The sequence below is a fragment of the Methanoculleus frigidifontis genome (genome assembly GCF_030464345.1).
Lineage (GTDB): Archaea > Halobacteriota > Methanomicrobia > Methanomicrobiales > Methanoculleaceae > Methanoculleus_A > Methanoculleus_A frigidifontis.
The window spans coordinates 140,733-159,625 of the sequence record NZ_VCYH01000004.1 but is presented as its reverse complement, the minus strand read 5'-3'; the positions used below and the strand labels follow the sequence as shown (position 1 = coordinate 159,625).

15 protein-coding genes are annotated in these 18,893 nt (G+C 62.2%); 7 read left to right on the top strand and 8 right to left on the bottom strand.

Annotation, left to right across the window (positions count from 1 at the left end; translation table 11 throughout):
* Genes FGU65_RS07310 through FGU65_RS07295 form a run of 4 tightly spaced genes read left to right on the top strand, consistent with a single transcriptional unit; the run spans position 1 to position 4,571 of the window.
* Positions 1-2,643 (top strand): DNA-directed RNA polymerase subunit A', encoded by a 2,643-nt coding sequence (locus FGU65_RS07310; RefSeq protein ID WP_301663785.1) that lies wholly within the window; start codon positions 1-3, stop codon positions 2,641-2,643.
* On the top strand, positions 2,643-3,809 hold the full coding sequence (gene rpoA2, locus FGU65_RS07305; protein WP_301663784.1) for a DNA-directed RNA polymerase subunit A'': 1,167 nt from the start codon (positions 2,643-2,645) through the stop codon (positions 3,807-3,809). The genes FGU65_RS07310 and rpoA2 overlap by 1 nt, the downstream gene beginning before the upstream one ends.
* A 17-nt stretch (positions 3,810-3,826) precedes the next feature.
* Positions 3,827-4,117 carry a 50S ribosomal protein L30e gene (locus FGU65_RS07300; RefSeq protein WP_301663783.1) on the top strand — a complete coding sequence of 97 codons (291 nt, stop codon included), beginning with the start codon at positions 3,827-3,829 and terminating at the stop codon, positions 4,115-4,117.
* A gap of 1 nt (position 4,118) precedes the next feature.
* Positions 4,119-4,571 carry a NusA-like transcription termination signal-binding factor gene (locus FGU65_RS07295; protein ID WP_301663782.1) on the top strand — a complete coding sequence of 151 codons (453 nt, stop codon included), beginning with the start codon at positions 4,119-4,121 and terminating at the stop codon, positions 4,569-4,571.
* A 441-nt stretch (positions 4,572-5,012) separates the two neighbouring features.
* Here the strand turns inward: FGU65_RS07295 and FGU65_RS07290 are convergent, their stop codons facing one another.
* On the bottom strand, positions 5,013-5,624 hold the full coding sequence (locus FGU65_RS07290) for a hypothetical protein (protein WP_301663781.1): 612 nt from the start codon (positions 5,622-5,624) through the stop codon (positions 5,013-5,015).
* Positions 5,625-5,709: 85 nt separating this feature from the next.
* Between FGU65_RS07290 and FGU65_RS07285 the strand changes: the two genes are divergently transcribed.
* Complete coding sequence (locus tag FGU65_RS07285) at positions 5,710-6,564, top strand: hypothetical protein (protein ID WP_301663780.1); 855 nt, start codon at positions 5,710-5,712, stop codon at positions 6,562-6,564.
* Positions 6,565-6,574: 10 nt separating this feature from the next.
* Here the strand turns inward: FGU65_RS07285 and FGU65_RS07280 are convergent, their stop codons facing one another.
* From FGU65_RS07280 to FGU65_RS07270, 3 genes are all read right to left on the bottom strand, one after another.
* Entirely contained in the window at positions 6,575-7,606 is a 1,032-nt protein-coding gene (locus FGU65_RS07280) for a DUF1786 domain-containing protein (protein WP_301663779.1), read from the bottom strand.
* A 63-nt stretch (positions 7,607-7,669) separates the two neighbouring features.
* Entirely contained in the window at positions 7,670-12,730 is a 5,061-nt protein-coding gene (gene nrdD / locus FGU65_RS07275; RefSeq protein WP_301663778.1) for an anaerobic ribonucleoside-triphosphate reductase, read from the bottom strand.
* Between the two features lie 5 nt (positions 12,731-12,735).
* Positions 12,736-13,158: a glutaredoxin family protein gene (locus tag FGU65_RS07270; RefSeq protein WP_367652362.1), complete on the bottom strand. Its 423-nt coding sequence runs from the start codon at positions 13,156-13,158 to the stop codon at positions 12,736-12,738.
* A gap of 45 nt (positions 13,159-13,203) precedes the next feature.
* Here FGU65_RS07270 and thpR point away from each other — a divergent pair, with 45 nt between their 5' ends.
* Complete coding sequence (thpR, locus tag FGU65_RS07265; RefSeq protein WP_301663777.1) at positions 13,204-13,743, top strand: RNA 2',3'-cyclic phosphodiesterase; 540 nt, start codon at positions 13,204-13,206, stop codon at positions 13,741-13,743.
* The gene (cca, locus tag FGU65_RS07260) at positions 13,740-15,134 is read left to right on the top strand and encodes a CCA tRNA nucleotidyltransferase (protein WP_301663776.1); all 1,395 of its coding nucleotides are present in this window, start codon (positions 13,740-13,742) and stop codon (positions 15,132-15,134) included. Before thpR ends, cca begins: the two co-directional genes overlap by 4 nt.
* Before the next feature lie 122 nt (positions 15,135-15,256).
* Here cca and FGU65_RS07255 read toward each other — a convergent pair whose 3' ends face one another.
* The 4 genes from FGU65_RS07255 to FGU65_RS07240 all read right to left on the bottom strand — a co-directional run bounded on the left by FGU65_RS07255 (position 15,257) and on the right by FGU65_RS07240 (position 18,892).
* Positions 15,257-15,595: a P-II family nitrogen regulator gene (locus tag FGU65_RS07255; protein WP_301663775.1), complete on the bottom strand. Its 339-nt coding sequence runs from the start codon at positions 15,593-15,595 to the stop codon at positions 15,257-15,259.
* Positions 15,592-17,010, bottom strand: coding sequence for an ammonium transporter (locus FGU65_RS07250; protein ID WP_301663774.1), 1,419 nt, complete (start codon positions 17,008-17,010; stop codon positions 15,592-15,594). The genes FGU65_RS07255 and FGU65_RS07250 overlap by 4 nt, the downstream gene beginning before the upstream one ends.
* A gap of 119 nt (positions 17,011-17,129) precedes the next feature.
* Entirely contained in the window at positions 17,130-18,146 is a 1,017-nt protein-coding gene (locus tag FGU65_RS07245) for a Coenzyme F420 hydrogenase/dehydrogenase, beta subunit C-terminal domain (RefSeq protein WP_301663773.1), read from the bottom strand.
* A gap of 5 nt (positions 18,147-18,151) precedes the next feature.
* Positions 18,152-18,892 (bottom strand): GltB/FmdC/FwdC-like GXGXG domain-containing protein, encoded by a 741-nt coding sequence (locus FGU65_RS07240; protein ID WP_301663772.1) that lies wholly within the window; start codon positions 18,890-18,892, stop codon positions 18,152-18,154.
* Between the last annotated feature and the right edge of the window lies 1 nt (position 18,893).

The following is an 18,893-nucleotide window of genomic DNA, read 5'->3' as shown; positions in this document are numbered from 1 at the left end:
ATGACCAGTCCTAAACGCGTTGGAAAAATTGAATTCGGGCTTCTCTCCCCGAAAGAGATCCGCAAGATGAGCGTCCGGAAGATCATCTGGGCTGATACCTACGATGATGACGGGTTCCCCTATCCGCAGGGGCTGATGGACCTGAACCTCGGGGTCATCGATCCGGGCCTCCGGTGCAAGACCTGCGACCAGAAGGCGGCCGAGTGTCCGGGGCACTTCGGGCATATTGAGCTCGCCAAGCCGGTCATCCACGTCGGCTATACCCGCCTGATCAGAAAGCTGCTCCGTGTCAGCTGTCGGAGCTGCTCGCGCCTGCTGCTCACCCCCGAAGAGGTCGAGAAGGTCACCGGCTCTGAGGAGGGCGAGATCGGTTCGGAGTTTGTCTCCGAGAAGGACATCAAGAAGGAGCGCGTCTGCCCCCACTGCGGCGAGCAGCAGCTGAAGATCAACTTCGAGAAGCCCACGACCTTCTCTGAGGCGTGGGTGGAGGATGGGAAGAAGCTCGAGCACAAACTGACGCCCGCCGATATCCGGGCGCGGCTCGAGCGGATCCCGGACGACGACCTCCGGGCGCTCGGCGTCAACCCGACCGTAGCCCGGCCGGAGTGGACGATCCTGACCGTCCTCCCGGTTCCGCCGGTGACGATGCGGCCGTCGATCATCCTCGAGAACGGTCAGCGTTCCGAGGACGACCTGACCCACAAGCTCGTGGATATCATCCGCATCAACCAGCGGTTCAAGGAGAATCAGGACGCGGGCGCTCCCCAGCTGATCATCGAGGATCTCTGGGAACTTCTGCAGTACCACGTCACCACCTACCTCGACAACGAGGTGGCAGGCTGTCCGCCTGCCCGGCACCGGAGTGGGAGACCCTTAAAGACGCTCTCACAGCGTCTCAAAGGTAAGGAAGGACGTTTCAGGGGCTCGCTCTCCGGAAAGCGTGTGAACTTCTCGGCTCGTACCGTCATCTCCCCGGATCCGAATCTCTCGATCGGCGAGGTGGGCATCCCGCTCGCTATCGCTGATGAGATGACCGTTCCGGTGCGGGTGACCGCCTATAACCTGGAGGAGGCCCGGCAGTACGTCCTGAACAGCGAGGAGCGCAAGACGATAAAGGATCCGTGCAGCGCGAACTACGTGATCCGGCCGGATAACCGCAGAATGCGGCTCTCCGAGTCGAACCGGGAGACGGTGACCGAGATGATCGAGCCCGGGTGGACGGTGGAGCGGCAGCTGCGGAACGGTGATATTGTTCTCTTTAACCGGCAACCGTCGCTGCACCGGATGAGTATCATGGCTCACCGGATCGTTGTGATGGACGGCAAGACGTTCCGGCTGAACCCGGCTGTATGTCCCCCCTACAACGCCGACTTCGACGGCGATGAGATGAATCTGCACATTCCGCAGACCGAAGAGGCACGTGCGGAGGCGGAGATTCTGGTCTCGGTGCAGTCGAATATTCTCTCTCCGCGAACCGGCGGGCCGATCATCGGCGGTATCCACGATCACATCTCCGGTATCTTCCTGCTGACGCACGGGACGCGCCACTTTGCAAAGGAGGAGATGCTCTATCTCCTCAAGCATGTCCCGATCGAGCACCTCCCTCCCTCGGACAGGGAAGAGGACGGAAAGCCCTACTGGACGAACAAGCAGGTCTTCTCCGCCATCCTTCCGGACGGCCTGAATATGGTCTTCAAGGCAACGAGCTGCCAGCATTGTGAGACCTGCCTGCGTGAGGTCTGCGAACGTGACGCCTACGTGCGGATCACCGACGGCCAGCTCGTCTCCGGGACCATCGACAAGAAAGCGATCGGTGCGTTCGACGGCCAGATCCTGCACCGGATCATCCGCCAGTACGGCCTCGGGCGGGCAGCGCAGTTCATTGACGACGTAACGAAACTCTCGATCCGCGGGATCATGATCGAAGGGTTCAGTTTCGGCATCGACGATGAGGACCTGACCAAGACCGAGTACGGCCAGATCGACGAAGTGCTGAAGAACGCGCTCCAGGATGTGGAGCGGCGGATCCGGATCTACAACGAGGGCCAGCTCGAACCGATGCCGGGCCGGACGCTCGACGAGACGCTGGAGATGCAGATCATGCAGGTGCTTGGCAAGGCTCGTGACCGCACCGGTGAGATCGCGGGCCGGCACCTGGGTCTCGGGAACAGCGCCGTCGTGATGGCGGTCTCCGGTGCCCGTGGTTCCATGCTGAACCTGACGCAGATGGCCGGCTGTCTCGGACAGCAGTCGGTGCGTGGAGAGCGGATCGTCCGTGGATACGAGGAGCGGACACTGCCGCACTTCAAGCGGGGCGACCGCGGCGCAGATGCGCACGGGTTCATCACCAACAGTTACAAGAGCGGCCTGTCGCCGACCGAGTTCTTCTTCCACGCTATTGGTGGCCGTGAAGGTCTCGTGGACACGGCCGTCCGTACGTCGCAGAGCGGGTACCTGCAGCGGCGTATGGTCAACGCCCTGCAGGACCTGAAAGTGGCCTACGACGGCACGGTCAGGACGACGGGCGGGAGAATCATCCAGTTCAAGTACGGCGAAGACGGTACCGACCCGTCGAAGAGCAGCGCCGGCGACCCGGTTGACGTGAAGGGTATTGTTGAGAGCGTCTTAAAGGAGGAAGTCTGATGAACGGCGAGATGGAGAGACGGATCGACGAGGCCGATCTTCCGGTCAAGACGAAAGAAGATCTGAAGACCTCCCTCCGTGACCGGGAGATCTCCGAGGAGCAGTTCGACTGGATCCTCGAGATGATCTTCGCCGAGTACCAGAAGACCCGGATCGAGCCCTGTGAGGCCGTCGGGGTCATTGCAGCCCAGTCGATAGGCGAGCCCGGTACGCAGATGACAATGCGTACGTTCCACTACGCGGGTGTGGCCGAGATCAACGTCACGCTGGGTCTTCCGCGGCTCATCGAGATCATGGATGCGCGGCGCGAGCCGAGCACACCGACGATGGCGGTCTTCCTCCAGAACGACTGGGCGGGCAACCGTGACCGCGCCCGGGAGGTCAGCTGGCAGATCGAGGCCGCTCCGCTCCATGAGTTCGGTGATATCACCATCGACATGGAGAACATGCAGGTGCTCGTGCAGCTGAATAAGCAGGTCTGCGACCGGCGGAAGATCAGCGTGGAGGATATCATGGAGATAGCTCCGCGCAAGATCCGGGAGCGCCGGCACTTCCGTGACTTCGAGAGTGAAGGTGACGCGAAGAAAGCGATGATCACCTTCCTCCCGAAGAACCGCGAGAGCTACCAGAACCTCTTCCAGCTGGCGGAGCATGTTCGTGTGGTCATCGTTCAGGGTATCGATGACATCGAGCGTGTGGTCGTCAGAAAAGAGGACGGAGAGTATATCCTTTATACTGAAGGCTCCAATCTTAAGGATGTCTTCCAGGTTGAGGGGGTCGACACCGCCAGGACGCGGAGCAACAACATCAGCGAGATCGCGGATGTGCTCGGCATCGAGGCCGGCAGGAACGCCATTATCCAGGAAGCCCTGAGCACGCTGAACGAGCAGGGTATCTCGGTCGACGTGCGGCATATCATGCTCGTCGCCGACATGATGTGCATGGAGGGGGAGGTGAAGCAGATCGGTCGCCACGGTATTGCCGGTGAGAAGGAGAGTGTTCTTTCGCGCGCGGCGTTCGAGGTGACGGTCAACCATCTCCTGGATGCGGCCATCGCAAACGAGGTGGACGAGCTGAATGGCGTGACGGAGAACGTCATCGTCGGTCAACCCATCCAACTTGGAACCGGAGACGTAAAACTCATTGCAAGATCTGTAAATCTGTAAAACGAGGAGAATCGTAAATGGATTTTAACACTTCATTAAGGAAAGCCGTAAAAACGGGCACTGTATTCCTCGGTCAGAACAAGACCCGGGAATGCGTTCAGGAAGGCAAGGCCAAGCTCGTTGTCGTGGCCGAGAACTGTCCTGAAGCCTTTAAAAAATTTATCAACGAACACGAAGAGACTTCCGTCTATGTCTACAGCGGATCGAGCGTTCAGCTCGGAAAAGCGTGTGGTATGCCCTTTGTTGTCAGCGCTCTCACGGTCATCGAGCCGGGTGAGTCCGACATCCTGAATGTCAAGAGAGTGTAACATGGCCCAGGTTGTACTGACGGAAGAGTGTATGCGTCTCATCTCGCAGTTCGAGAGCCTCACCGGAGCCGGGAGCCGCGACTGTGTTGTGGACGGGCGCAACGAACGCATCATCTTTGTGATCAATCCCGGAGATATGGGTCTTGCAATCGGTAAAAGCGGTTCAAGCATCAAGAAAGCCTCCGATGCGCTTGGAAAGCGGATTGAAGTCGTCGAGTACGCGAACGACCCGACCCAGTTCCTGAAGAACTGTTTCCTGCCCGCTCAGGTGACTGATATCGAATTTGAAGAAGGTGAGGAGGATGACCAGTCCATCGCCCACGTCAGTGTTCGCGACGAGGATCGGGGGCTCGCAATCGGGAAGGCCGGGAAGAACATCTTCAAGGCGAAGGTTCTCGCCCAGCGGCAGCACAATATTGCAGACGTCCAGCTGGTGCAGGACGAAGATTCCTGATCGCATCTTCTTTTTTCTTTGATCGTTCCTGCATGATCGGCGTCCTGCATTCGTTGGTGCTTCCGATGCACCTCATGCAGATAAATATTCAACGAATTTTATATTAATTTGCTTATACTTAGAAAGGTATTTATATCCGTGTATGTATTATCCCTTCCCGTGAAGGCGGGCTTTGCTTCTGTTCCAGTCTCGATTTTCTGAGAGCAATCCTCACGTTCTACTGTCTGAGCCCGCTTTTAGGAGGTGTGGGTGCACCATGATGCGGGTATTGGCAATGGTATTGGTACTGGTCGTGATCTCCGGCGTTGGGGTGCTCCCCTGGTCTTCTCTCCCTGATCGTGGGTCTGGCTGCCCGGATGCTCCGGGTCTGCTCTCGTCCCTGCCCGCAGCGGCTGACAAGATCCGCCCTCTGCTCCCCTCCTGTATGGTCATCCGGGCAACCTACTGGGCAAGTGAGGATACTGCGGAGGGCGATGACAGGGATGATGAGCGGAGACAACGCGTGCCGGGTGGTGACGCCCCTCCTTCCCAGAAGGTGCCGGAAACTCCGGCAACGCCGACCGCAACACCAACTCCTTCTCCGGCGCCGACCACAACGGTTCCGACCACCTCCCCGACTACGACGGTTCCGACCACCTCCCCGACCACAACGGTTCCGACCACCTCCCCGACCACGACGGTTCCGACCACCTCCCCGACCACGACGGTTCCGACCACCTCCCCGACCACAACGGTTCCGACCACCTCCCCGACTACGACGGTTCCGACCACCTCCCCGACTACAACGGTTCCGACCACCTCCCCGACGACAAACCCGACGACAACAGCACCGACCACAAAGCCGGTGACCACGGCGCCGGCCGGGACAGAAACACCGGCCGTGACCGCAACGACCACCGCACCGACGCAGGTGCCTACAGAGAATGACGATACCGGAGCATCTCCGGTGATAACACCCGATCCGGCGAATGAGATCGATCGCCCGCTGACGACCCGTGCCACCCCGGTTGCATCTTCGTCCGGGGCCTCCCGCTTCGTTGCGGCCGTTCCCACAACGCCTGCCGTGCTGGTATGGGGAGGGGAAAGTTCGCATACCCCGGTTCCCGGCGCTACGGCCCCTGCAGCAACGCTCCTGCCGATGGAGGAATCCGCCGCCCCGCCCGATGAAGATCTCCGCATCCGCGGCATGGGCGTCTACGTGACCCATACGCCCGCTTCGATCGGGATCATGGAGAACGGCACCAAGGTTGCCTATCTCTCCTGGCTGTTGAACGAGAGTATGCTGTCATCGGGCGAACCCCGGGTAGCGCTTGAAGAAGAGACATTCAGGGTTTTGGTGACCCTGGAAGCCTATAACCGATCGTTCGCAGGGGATGACCCCATCTTTGTCGTCCTCGCGCCTCCTCCGGGTGAGACGGGGGTCTACCGGATCACGCGGGCTGCGGCCCCGGCGACTTTGATGGCCGGTGAGAGGAGTGCCTGGAGTTTCGATGTCACCACGCTCGTAGGGAGAATCGCCCTGGAAAATCTGACTGCCACGGAAAAGGGGAAGATAACCAATATGACCGCGTATCCCGGGATGTTTTCGTTCCGCGCCTACGTCTTCACCGATGGCCGGGACGAGGCGTTCGCATCGGTCGTCTCCGACCCGGTCATCACCGTCCGCCCCGCGATGGCGCGTGACGGGCCGTATCCCGACCTTCCCGACTGCTACACCCTGGTGGGGATGAGCTCTTCGGCCATGCAGGCGTCGGAGACGCTGAATGATGCATGGCAGCGCGGTGTGAGCGAGGACGAGATACTCGCTGCGTCCGCCTCGAACCTTCTCCAACTCCAGAGCCTGTCAAAAGAGGATCTGCAGCGTCTGTATGCATTGCAGTCGCCTGCACAACCACTGCAGGCGACCGGCGCATCGCCTCTCGACGGTATTATCGCTGCGTTTGTAAACATGGTGGGATGGCTCCAGGGAACGGTTCACGCGGTGCTCGGGTGAACCTGCCGGTTCATCCCTGCCGGATCCGTTCCCACGCCTTCAGGAGCCCGAAGCTCCCGGTCAGCATCATGTCGCCGAAGGGCGCTGCCTGGTAAGCATCCGGAAGGAAGCGTTGCCGGTTCGGGCCGGTGGCGGCGATGATCTCGGTGAAGAGCGGCTTTCTCACCGCTGCGCCGTGTCCACCGTCATCGAATATCTCCTCGCTTGTCAGGAGTCCGTCTGCAAGCCGCCAGATATAGTGCTGGAGTTTGTGCGGGTCGAGCGACGCGGTGTGGTGCTCGAAGAACCCGTAGATCTCCTCGCCTTTCAGGGTGCAGCAGAGGGTATGGCCGTTGCCGACGTTGACCAGGATGATCCCGTCGTCCGCCCGGGAGCGCACCCACGGGTCGCAGAGTGCTCCGATGAGAGCGACCGGGCCGGTGTCGGTCACGAGCGCGCCGGGCGCCTGTTTCAGGATTGCCCGCATCCGGGTCATATCGGGCAGCGGTGGTTCAGTGATGAGGGAGTCGAGGTGCCAGTCGCCTGCATCGAGCCGCTCGCGCAGGAGTTCGAACCGCCGGATCCGGTTGCTGCGGTGCGGTGAATACCCGTGATCCTGCACCGCCACCGCGACCTTCGCCGGGTACTCGACCGCAAACATCTCAAGCGTCGCCCGCAGTTCCCGCTCCATGTAATCGGTCGTGTGAATTGGAACCGCATCGGTGGGTGCATTGTCGGCGATCCGGATGCCGAGGGCGCGGACACGATCGAGATCGTCGTGAATGGTCGCTGCGGCTTCTCTGGTCGCAGAGACCGCAAGCCCGGCGGCCAGATGCTGCCGCACCGCCTTCACGTTCGCCCCGCCGCCCATCAGGTGGCCTTCCAGAAACACCGGCTGCTCGCGGAGCGTTGCCTGCCTGATTGCCGCCGCCACAACCTCGGTCGGGGACGGCAGCACGAGCTTGATGCTGTTCTCAAGCGGCCGGTCAGGATCGTACACCAGAATGTCCTGCGTTCCCCTGCCGATATCGATGGCGAGAAGGGGCGCATCTATGCCGATCATACGTATATCTCTTCTCTTCCCGCCCATCAGAAGAACCTATCGGAAAAGAGGGTTTGGCCGGATTTACGCACTCGACCGGTAGTCGGGGGATGCGATTTCGATGCCGGTCTCCGCCCCTGCAGCCTCGCGCCGGTATTCCTGGAACTCCTTTAAGGAGACGGTCAGGTCGCGGGTGAAGGCGAAGTAGCCGATCTGCGTCCTGCGGCAGAGGTTCATCGCCATCTCCATCAGACCTCGCGGATCGGGGCGTGCTTCACCGAGCCAGACATGGAAGATATTTCCGCCGTCGACGATCGGGAAGAAGACGTGCTCGATCTCCATCCGTTTGGTGAGCGGGACCGGGGCTGCGGGGGTGACGTGCGTCCCGTTCGTGTAATAGATCGGCAGGTCGAGCGTCGTGCCGAGCATCGTGAGCGCCTGCTCTGCGTCGCCCTTGACGACCTTGATGGCGTGGTCACGGAACCGTTCGTCGAGCAGATCCGCGACGGCGAACCGCTGGCCGGTCGTCTCGGCGGGTGTCCGCGCGAGGGCGATCGTCATGCCGTGGCGCTCCGAGAGTTCGCGTGCGTACATCTCGAGTTCGGTCATCGTCCGCACGGCAAGCCGGAAGGCGTCTTTTGACTCGTGGAGCTGGGAGCCGGTGAAATGCTGCACCATCTCGTTGACGCCGACGACGCCGATGGTGTAGACGAGCCCCTCGAGGTCGACGGCGATCGCGCCGCGCTCCCCGGTGTTCGGGTCCTTCGGGCGCTGCATGGCAAAGGGCATCCGGCCGTTGGTTCGGATCAGCGACATCCAGCGCCGTTTGATCCGGAAGAGCTCGACGGCGATGTCCATGAGCGTTTTGAGTTCGGCAAAGAGCTGCTCCTGATCGCCTTCCGCCAGATATGCCGCCCGCGGGCAGTTGATCGACATCACCTGCCAGGAGCCCATGGAGAAGTGCTTCCCGTCCCGGAAGTAGAGTTTGTCCTCGAACTGGTCGTCTTTCTCGGCAACGGAGGAGAACTGGTATGCGCAGCAGTTGCCGGTCAGGACTCCGAGGGCGTTGCAGAAGGTGTGCGTTCCCGCAACATCGACGAGGTCGTAGACGTATCCTTCACAAGGTACTGCCTCGATCGACCGGACGCGAACCGGGTGGAGGTCGCCGTCGATGAGCCGCTGTACCTGTCCTGTCTGCGCCTCGGGGCGGATGAGCGATACCTGCACCTGCCCGAATCCCGATGCCGCGTATTGGCTTGCGTAGGTGAGATCGGTATAGGCAAGGCCGCTTGCTTCGATCGGCATGCGGGTGAAGATCCCTCCTGTCCGCCTTCCCGTACCCGTGACCGCCGCCCCGCCGTATCCGGTCTTCTCCGCAAACTGCCGGATCTGATCCTGGGCGGTCAGTCTGCAGGTGTAGGCCGTGAGGGGATACGGCCTGCCCGTCTGCGGGTGCGTGACAGGCCGTGTCTCCTCGACGTAGTTCATCCGGACGCCGATACGCTGGGCGAGCCAGACCAGCGTCTGGACGGCCTCACGCGAGACAACCTTCATCCGGATGCCGCGGGCGCGGTGGATGGAGGAGCCCTGCTCCGTCGTCTGAATATCGATGTTCCCGTCGCCGCGGAACGCGGCATCGAGGTACGCGCCCACGAGGTTGCGGTCGACATTGAAGAGCAGGTGCGGCACACGCTTCCCGGCGGCGAACCTGCCACACCCGAGGGCGTCGAGCAGAAGATAGAGGAGTTTGCTGTTGATGGTGACGTTGACGGCGGTCTTCTCTTCCTGGACGAGCGCATCGTATCCGAACGCCGTCCTGATACATGCCGCCGCATCCCGGATAAGGTCTGTCTCGTCTTTCCCGAACGAGAGCCTGATCGTATACCGCCGCCCGCTCGCGTCGCTACACCCCTCGGCGAGGTAGTAGCCGAGGAACCTGACGAGCTCCCGGGTTACTGGGAGGCTTTCCGGCAGGCCGCGGCGTTTTGCGTTCCGGATGTTCACATCGCCGTCCCGGACGACGATCTCGTCCGCATGCCCGGCATCGCGGAGAAGCACGGCGACGTCGATCTCCCGCAGGGGTTCGTCGCAGAAGTCGGTGTTCCTGAGCACCGGCAGGTAGTCGCCGGTGCGGAGTTCGCGCGCCGTCCGTTTTGTGAACGTCCCCTTCTCCAGGGCGAAGACCGGGTGATCCGGGGTGACGGTGATCCGTCGCCCCGAGTCGAGAGTGATCCGGAGCATCTCCCCTGCATATTTTCGCCGCATCACCCCGCGGAATGGGCGAAGAGAAGCTTTCATGCCGACCGGGTCGGCACTCGGGGTCTGTGCATCGTAGTAGGCGAACTCCGTCCCGAGAGGATCGATCCGCCTGCCGTTTCGGGCCGCCTCGGCAAAGAGGTCTTCGATCCGGGTGATGCGCATCCTCCCGTCCGGCCCTGTGACCGGGACGAGCTCGTCGCCGGCAAGGCACTGGTAGCACGAGATCCCCTCCCCTGCACCGCGGTAGGGGGGGATCTGGTTGTCGTAGTAGGGGGTGCCGAACTTGGAGGCGAGCTCGAAGGTCATCAGGTAGAGATCCTGGTAGGTGGGGATGTCGGGGTTGTCGCGGTTGAACTCCTCGTCCTCGGTCATGAAGTCGGGCTCGATGCTGATCTCGGGCTTCGGGAAACTGAAGGGTTTGCCCCAGTAGTCGCCCTCCAGCATCACCTCCATCAGCGCCTTGAAGAGGAGCCGCACCTCCCGCTCGAGCTCCCCGTAGGTCCGCAAGGGTGCGCCCTCTGTGCCGTCCCAGACAAGGCCGCGAGAGACACAGGGCTTGTCCTTCCAGAGGGTAGGCACGCCGGGTGAGAGCTGCACCGACGAGAAGACGACCTGGCCGCCCCGGGCGACCATCATCTGCGTCATCTCGTAGACGAACATCTGCATGAGCTGCTTGATCTCCTCGTAGGCCATTCCCTCGAAGTAGGGCGCCATGAAGGTGAGGAAGTTGTAGTAGCCCTGCCCGCCGGCGAAGTTCGTCTGCGCCGACCCGAGCGCCTTGACCGCGTGCAGGACCGCCACCTCTGCGCGCTTTGCAGGCCCGGCGACCGATGCCTTCGTCCCGTTGCCGTCGGGCATCAGGCCGTAGTAGAAGAAGTAGCGGAGATCCCAGTCCTGGCAGTTGTGGAGAAGGAGGCCGTCCGAGGCGAAGAAGGTGTGGCTCTCCTCGCTCCCGTCCCCCTCGATGAAGAGGTCGTAGACGTATGCTCCTGACGGTTCCGCGGGCTCGATCGCGGTAACCCGCTCGTCTCTCCCGATGCGGCGTATTCCCCGAACCTGCGAGAGGAATGTGTCGATATGGTCCTGGCGGCCGTCGAGGAACGAGGCGTAGCGTGCGAAGGTCTCGATGTTCTTCCGGTCATAGAGCTGGATGCGGTAGAGCGTCCGCCGACTGGAGTCGCCCCGGTAGAGCTCGACGATCTGCGGCTGCATGCCGAGGGCCGTCAGGAGGAGCGCGAGCTCCTGGCGGAGCGTCTCCGATGCCGTCGTGTAGTTCACGATGCAGTCGGACTTCTCCGGGCGGTAGTACGCGGAACCGTCGCCGGTAAAGAGGCCGGAGAGGAACTCGTGCAGCAGGACATCGTCGAGGTGGTAGACGATCCAGGGAAGGCGTTTTCCTGCGCTCCCTTCGGGTATCCCGAAGACGTAGTGGAAGAGGAGGTAGGGTGTCTTTCCGCCGAAGTAGACCTGCATCGCGCGGCTCCGCTCGACCGGGACGCCGTAGATGGTTGTCGTGTCCGGGTTGCCGCCGGTAAGCGTCGCGTAGGTCGCAAGGGTATTTTGTGCCGCGACCTGGACGGCCGCCGCCTGCCGGTTCTCGGTGATCGCGAGGTTGTACTGCCCCGCGGCATGGGATACGTTGTAGTTCCCTTCGGCCACGAAGAGGCCGAGAAGGCGGGCGAACTCGGGGGTGAGCGGGAAGATTGCAGGGAGCTCGTGCCCGCTTCCTGCCGTGACGATGGTGAGATCGGAGTACCCGGTGATGCCGTACTCCTCGCAGAATGCCCTGAAGACCGCGACCGGCATGATGCCGCGGGTGTACCACTGTTTCCGATGTTCGATCCCGAGAGTGCGCGAGATCGCGGTGAACGAGTCAGCCCGCCCGCTCTCCACCACCGCAGCAAAGTATGCGGCGGCGCCGTGGACGTAGGTATTCTCGAGGAGGTCCGCCGGCACCGATGCGGGGAGCTCCCTGACGAGATCGAGTTCGCGGACCGGCTCGCCGCGGACCGGATCCGCTGCGGTGATCGGATAGAGCGCATCACCGCTCCGGACCTCGTCCGCCCGCTTGATCGCCATTCCGCTCTCCAACCGGACAGGGATCCGGTGTTCGCCGGTGACGAGGAGCGATCGACCCCGCGATGTCCTGATACGGAGCATTTCCCCGTCGTCCACCCGGCGCCGGGTTACCTTGACGACGCGCCGCCAGCCCTGCGGCGTGAGAGCGGCGAGGTCGTCCGGACGCAGCACGTCGTCTTCTGCAAACGGCAGTTCGTCAGGCCTGACGCTCCGGATACGGCCGTCCGACCGCACTGGTATGGCCGTGCTCCCGTCGATGCAGAACGGCCTCGTCCCGAAGTATTCCAGGTCGTGGATGTGGAGGTTGCCGCAGAGGTGGTGGTCTGCGAGGTGCGGCGGCAGCTGCAGGAGGTACTGCTCCTTGCTGATCTTGTCCGCCTTTTTTTTGTGCGAAGTCTCCGCGTTCTCCTGGAGGTTGGCGTTGTCCTTCGCCTCAAATCCCCTGCCGACGTCGATGAGGTGCGCGTCGAAGACCGGTGTTCCGACGCGCGTGCAGACGTTGCGGTACTGGGTCATTCCCCGCTCGAGCAGGGTCATATTGACAATCTCGCGGATAAGGGGGCCCGAGAGGGACTGCAGCCCCAGCATCTGGATCTTCTTCTCGACCCGCCGCGCCACCTCCTCGGCGATATCGTCCGTGGCGCCCTCGTCGTCATAGAAGACCTCGACGAGTTTCGTCTCCTCGATGACCTGCTGGATGATCCTTTTGCGGTTCCAGTCGAGGAGATATCCCCGGGAGGTCCGAACCTTCGGGAAGACGGGGATAAAGTCTCCGGCAAGCGTCGTCTGCTTCGATTTGCGCGGCACGATCTTTACGCCTCCGCGATCAGGTCGGCAACCAACTTCTCCTGAAAAACGCCTCCCGGAAAGAGATCCTGCGATGTGTAAAACGAGGTGTCCTTCTGTAGCACCGGGGCTTCCTGAGCGAATACGCCATTGATCCGAAGCTCGGTCAGTGCTTCGGCGGACATCATATCCTGTTCGGTGTAGCCGGCACCCTTTGTGGTGAGAAATTCCTTTAAAATTTCGCAATTTGGACAAAATTCAAGCGTATAGACAATAAACTGCGATGTATCTGGTATAATGACACCCCCGAATCGATCGATGATCATTCGTCGCTTGCCGTAAAAATGGTTCCCATTTTTGAATGAAATGGCATGTGGCAGTGGCGCTCGCCTGCATTCTTCTTGCGGAATATCCTGCTGTGGCTGTCGGTACTGAGCAGGTATGATCACGAGCGATCACCATTTGTAGGTGGATGCAGAGATAGTACGCGTACTATGGTCAGGACATTCGTCGCGGTCGATCTGCCCGCCGGGATGCAGGATCGCCTCCGTGAATCGCAGGAGATCCTCGCGCGCTCGAAGGGGCGGCTCGCCATCGTCGCGCCGACCAACCTCCACATCACCCTGAAGTTTCTGGGCGAGGTCGATCCGGCCCAGATCGAGCCGATCGTACAGGCGCTCCGGACGATCGCCGCCGATCCTTTCGAGGTGACACTCGGCTGCGCTGTCTGCAACCCGCCGAAACGGCCCCGGGTGGTCTGGTGCGATATCATGGATGCCGGGAAGTCTGCCGAGCTCGCCGCCCGGGTGGACGCGGCGCTGGAGCCGCTTGGCTTTCCGCGCGAGAAACGTCCGTTCCGCCCGCACGTGACCCTGACCCGGGTGAAAGAGTTCGATTCGTCGCTCCTCCGGCAGGTGGAATGTACGCCCCGCGACCCGGTCGGCACGTTCACCGTCGAGAAGATCACCCTCAAAAAGAGCAGCCTCACTCCCCGTGGTTCAATCTACGAGGATCTGGCGGAGGTCGCGCTGTGACCGGCCGGTGCTCCTGTGAAGAGGGGGTGCTCGAGCGGATCCGGCCGAAGCCGGAGGAACGGGCGTATCTCCACAGGATCGGGGCGGGACTGATCGCAGCGGTCGAGCAAAGCGGCCTCGCCCGGGCGATGATGGTGGGGTCGGTCGCCCGCGACACGTTCATCCGCGGCGACCGCGACCTGGATATCTTCATGCTCTTTGATCCCGCGCTGCCGCGCCAGGACCTGGAGGAGCGGGGTCTCGCCCTTGCGCGGAGCGTGGCGGCACAGTTCGGAGGCTCGTGCCGGGAGAAGTACGCGGAGCACCCCTACATCAACGCGACGATCGACGGGCTGGACGTCGATCTGGTCCCCTGCTATGCCGTCGAGCGTGCCACGGAGATCCAGAGCGCCGTCGACCGGACGCCGTTCCACACCCGGTATATCCAGCAGCATATCGGCAGCCTCGGCGACGAGGTACTCCTCCTCAAGCAGTTTGCCAAGGCGGGCGGGGTCTACGGCTCCGACCATATGACCGAAGGCTTCTCCGGGTATCTCTGCGAACTTCTGGTGATCCGCTATGGCGGATTTCTTCCGCTCCTCGAGGCCGCTGCGGACTGGAAGCCCGGCACCGTTATCGATATCGAGGGGCACGGCACCCGGACGTTCGACGAACCCCTCGTGGTCGTCGATCCCGTCGACCCGGAGCGGAACGTCGCTGCCGCCCTCTCGCTCACCCGGATGAGCGAGTTCGTGGAGCTGGCACGGGGGTACCTGGACGATCCCGTTGAGGTGTTTTTTATCCCGCCGCCCGATCCCCTGGTGACCCGTGAGGATTTCGTCCGGGTTCTCGGTCAGCGGAACACGAAACTGATCAGCATTACGTTTCCGACGCCCCCGTATACCGCCGACACCGTCGTTCCGCAGCTCCGCAAGTCCGCCGAGTCGGTCCGTGAGCTCCTCGAACGGAGTGACTTCGTGATCAACCGGATTGACGTCTGCATGCGTGATGAACGGTGCATGCTGCTCTTCGAACTGCTGGCGGACACGCTCCCCGCGGTACGGCGCCATCTCGGTCCTCCGGTCTGGTCGGCGGGGAACGCCCGGAAGTTCGCCGCGAAGTACGCCGATGCCGCCGACACCCTCTCGGGCCCCTTCATCGAAGACGGGCGCTACTACGTCGAGATTACCCGGCGGTTCACCCGGGCTGTCGAGATGCTCCGCTCCCGCCTCCTCCTCGACGTGGCGCTCGGCAGGCATGTCCGCAAGTCCATGAAGGCGGGCTGGGAGGTTCGGGAGGGCCGGGAGTGCTGGGAAGAGGAGTTTTCCCTCTTCTTCGGTGAGTTCTTCCTGAATGCCTCACCGCTCGTCCGAATCCGGCGATATCAGATGGAATGCCGGGAAGATCAGTAAGAAAGAGAGGGAATGCCTGCCGGCATCCCCCTATCCTGGGGAGGAAGGAGGGAGAGAGGGTTTGGTGCCGTTCCGGCACCCAAAGGTTTGCAATGTCGGTGCGACGCTGTTTTGACCGAACCCTAGATCGCCGTATCACCCCGCTCTTTCGTCCGTACCCGGACGACATCGTCGATGGTGGAGACGAAGATCTTGCCGTCGCCGATCTGGCCGGTTGTCGCGGTGGTTGTTACGATGTCGATGACCTTCTCCGCGTCGCCGTCCGCCACGACGATCTCGATCTTTGTCTTCGGGATCATATCGACGACGTACTCGGCGCCCCGCCACTGCTGGACGATGCCTTTCTGCCGCCCGCGACCCTTCACCTCGGTGACGGTCATGGAGTCGAATCCCGCGCTCTCGAGGGCATGCTTGACGTCCTCGAACTTCATTGTCCTGATGATCGCTTCTATCTTTTTCATGCTTTTTCACCGTCCACAGCAGGTTCGGTTGCTATGAAGTTTGGATAGGCGCTGACGCCGTGTTCGCCGATGTCCAGGCCCTGGATCTCCTCGGAGGCCGATACCCTGATGCCGACCGTGTACTTGAGCACGGCGAACACGATCAGGCCGAGGCCGAACGCCCAGGCGAAGTTCACGACCATGCTGATGGCCTGCGCGGCGAAGAACCCGGCATTGCCGTAGAGCAGCCCGGTCACGAGCGGCCCGTCGGTCACGTAGACGCCGTAGGTCCCGTCCGCGAAGAGCCCGAGCGCCAGGAGGCCCCAGGCACCGTTGAGCCCGTGGACCGAGACCGCGCCCACCGGGTCGTCGATGTGGAGCACCCAGTCGAGGAGCCAGACGCCAAGGTAGATGACGACGCCGGCAACGATGCCGATGACGACGGCAGCGGTCGGGTTCACCCAGGCGCACGGCGCCGTGATGGCCACGAGGCCGCCGAGCACGCCGTTGCCGGTCATACTTACATCAGGTTTGCCATATCTCCACCAGGTAATGAGCATTGCGGTAATTCCACCCGCGGCAGAGGCGAGGACGGTATTCGCGGCGATGATGGAGATGCGAAGCTCCGTTGCGGCGAGGGTGCTCCCCGGGTTGAAGCCGAACCAGCCGAACCAGAGGATGAAGACACCGAGGATTGCAAGGGTCAGGGCGTGTCCGGGGATAGCTATGGGCGTCCCGTCTTTCCGGTACTTCCCGATCCGGGGGCCGAGCATCAGGGCGCCCGCGAGGCCGACGAAGCCGCCGATGGCGTGGACGACGCCGGAACCGGCGAAGTCGAGCGCGCCGTAGCCGCCGCCGAGGCCGACCATGAAGTCACTGGCGTTCAGCCATCCGCCGCCCCAGAGCCAGTGCCCGTAGATCGGGTAGATGAGGGCGGTGATGGCCACGCTGGCGATCAGGTAGGTGGAGAACTTCGTCCGCTCCGCCATGGCTCCCGAGACGATGGTCGCTGCCGTCGCCGCGAAGACCATCTGGAAGAACCAGAGTTCTATCGTCGAGACGTCGTAACAGTCACCGAGCAGGAAGAACCCGTCGAGACCGACGATCATTCCCGTGATCCCGGATGCAGTGCCGAACATCAGGGCGAACCCGACGGCCCAGTAGCTGAGCGCACCGAGCGAGAAGTCGGCCAGGTTTTTCATCATGATGTTGACCGCATTCTTTGCCCGCGTCAGGCCGCTCTCGACCATGGCAAAGCCGGCCTGCATGAACATCACGAGGAACCCGCAGATCAGTGTCCACGTAAAGTTGACCGGTGCGGAGGTGTCCTCTGCGAGGGTTGCCGCACCGGAAGGGTCTGCCGCGACTGCCGGAACAGCCAGCAGTGCGAGCAGACAGACGATGAGTGTCAGCTGTAATTTTGATACACGGTTCATGGTAATCACCTGGTCTACAGGTAGAAGTACGTTTCCTTCCACTTTTTAAAAAGGTTGTTATTTTCGTACGGACGGCGCCGACCGGGTGTCTGGAGTGGCAAAAAGGATATGGAGAATGATTACGGAGTTCGAGCCGCTTTCTGCCCGGCGAGCCGCTCGATGAGCTGCGTGTTGATCTCGTCTTTTGTCGCCAGCCGTCCCCGCCGGACCGCGTGATCGACGAACCCGCGGCCGGTCTCGTTTCTGATGATCAGGGTCGTGTAGCCGTCGGGCGAACCGATTGCTCCGGCCGAGATGTCGGCGTCGGCGGCGATGAGATCGGTGCAGACCCGGCAGCCCGGCCGGACGCACTCCTCGAGCTCTGCCAGGGGGATCGAGACGACGGTGTCGTCCTGCAGGTGAACGTCGAGTTTTCCTTTGACGTCGAGGCGGCGGACCTGCCAGGGCTCGATCCGGTGCTCCTGCTGAAGCTTCCCCTCCATCAGCCGCGCGTAATCGAAGGTCTCGGTGCAGAAGAGGCCGACGACGAGGCGTATGGCCTTCCCGAACGGGCGCAGGAGATCGTTGTCGCTCTCGCGCAGCGCCTTCGCCGCCTGCACGGCGCAGGGGACGCCGACAACGGCGATCCTTCGGCACTTCCGGGTGACGACCGCCTCTTTCAGCGATGCGAGGAGCGGTACCCACCAGGCGTAGCGGCTGCCGGCATGGTGGACGAGCGCCTCGGACGACGTGATGATGGCCGATGAGGGTTTGAGCGTCCAGCGGTCTTCCGTCACCGTGACCACCGCGTCGATCAGCCCCTCCTCGAGAGCGCTCATCAGGATGGCGGTCACCGCGCCGCCGCTCTGCTTCCGCTCCACGGCAAAGGTTGATTGTGCTGCAGTAATCTCTTCGAACTCCCCAAGGAGCGTCTCCGGGCGGGCGAGGGCGGTGCGGGGGCAGACGGCGTAGCAGGCGCCGCAGAGAATGCCGTCGGTACCCGCCTTGCAGTACCCGGTGTTTCTCGGGGTGAGGGTGTCGCCCGGTGCAAAATAGAGTGCGTCCGCCGGGCAGACCGCGACGCAGGCCCCGCACCCGGCGCAGGTACCCTCAAGCCAGACCTCTCTCTCGAGGTCTTTGAATGTCTTCTTCTCCATCTGATCTACTCCCACGTGTATTTGCCTGCAAACGGCCTGGAGCTCGCCGGTATGATCCTGGTATACTCCGCATTGATCAGCGGCTCCGGATCGAGGCCGAACGCCTCCGCAAACTCGCGGATCACCGGGGCAATCCTCATGCGGTCGTCGTCCGTCAGGGGCAGTTTCGTCGCCCCGACGCCGAGGAGGCTTTCATCGACATCGCCGCGGATGATGATCTCGCCGCCGTGAATCCCGCTCCCGACGCCACGGCCGGTGTAGGTGCTGCCGTCCATTCCGAGCACGATGAGGAGGCCGCCCGCCATGTACTCGCCGAGGAACGACTGTGCGTTCTTCCCGACGACAAGGATCGGCCGCTTTTCATCGTACTGCTTCATGTGGATGCCGCCCCGGTAGCCGATATTATCCCTGACGAAGACCGTGCCGCCGCGCATGCTGTGCGCCACCGCGTCTCCGGCGCTGCCGTGAATGACGACTTTGCCGTCGTTCATCGTGTTGCCGGGTGCATGGTCCGCGTTCCCGTGGACGACGCAGGTCGGCCCGCTCATGAACATGCAGAGGTCGCCGCCCGGAACACCGTGAACGGTGATCGTCGCCTCGCCCCGCAGGCCGTTCGCGATGAACCGCTGCCCGAGGACGTTCTCGAGGACGATCTCCTCAGAGCCCTCGGCGACCGCCTGCCGTATCATCCGGTTCAGGGGCGTGTAGTGCATCCCCTTCGCATCGATCGTGACATTCTTTCCCATG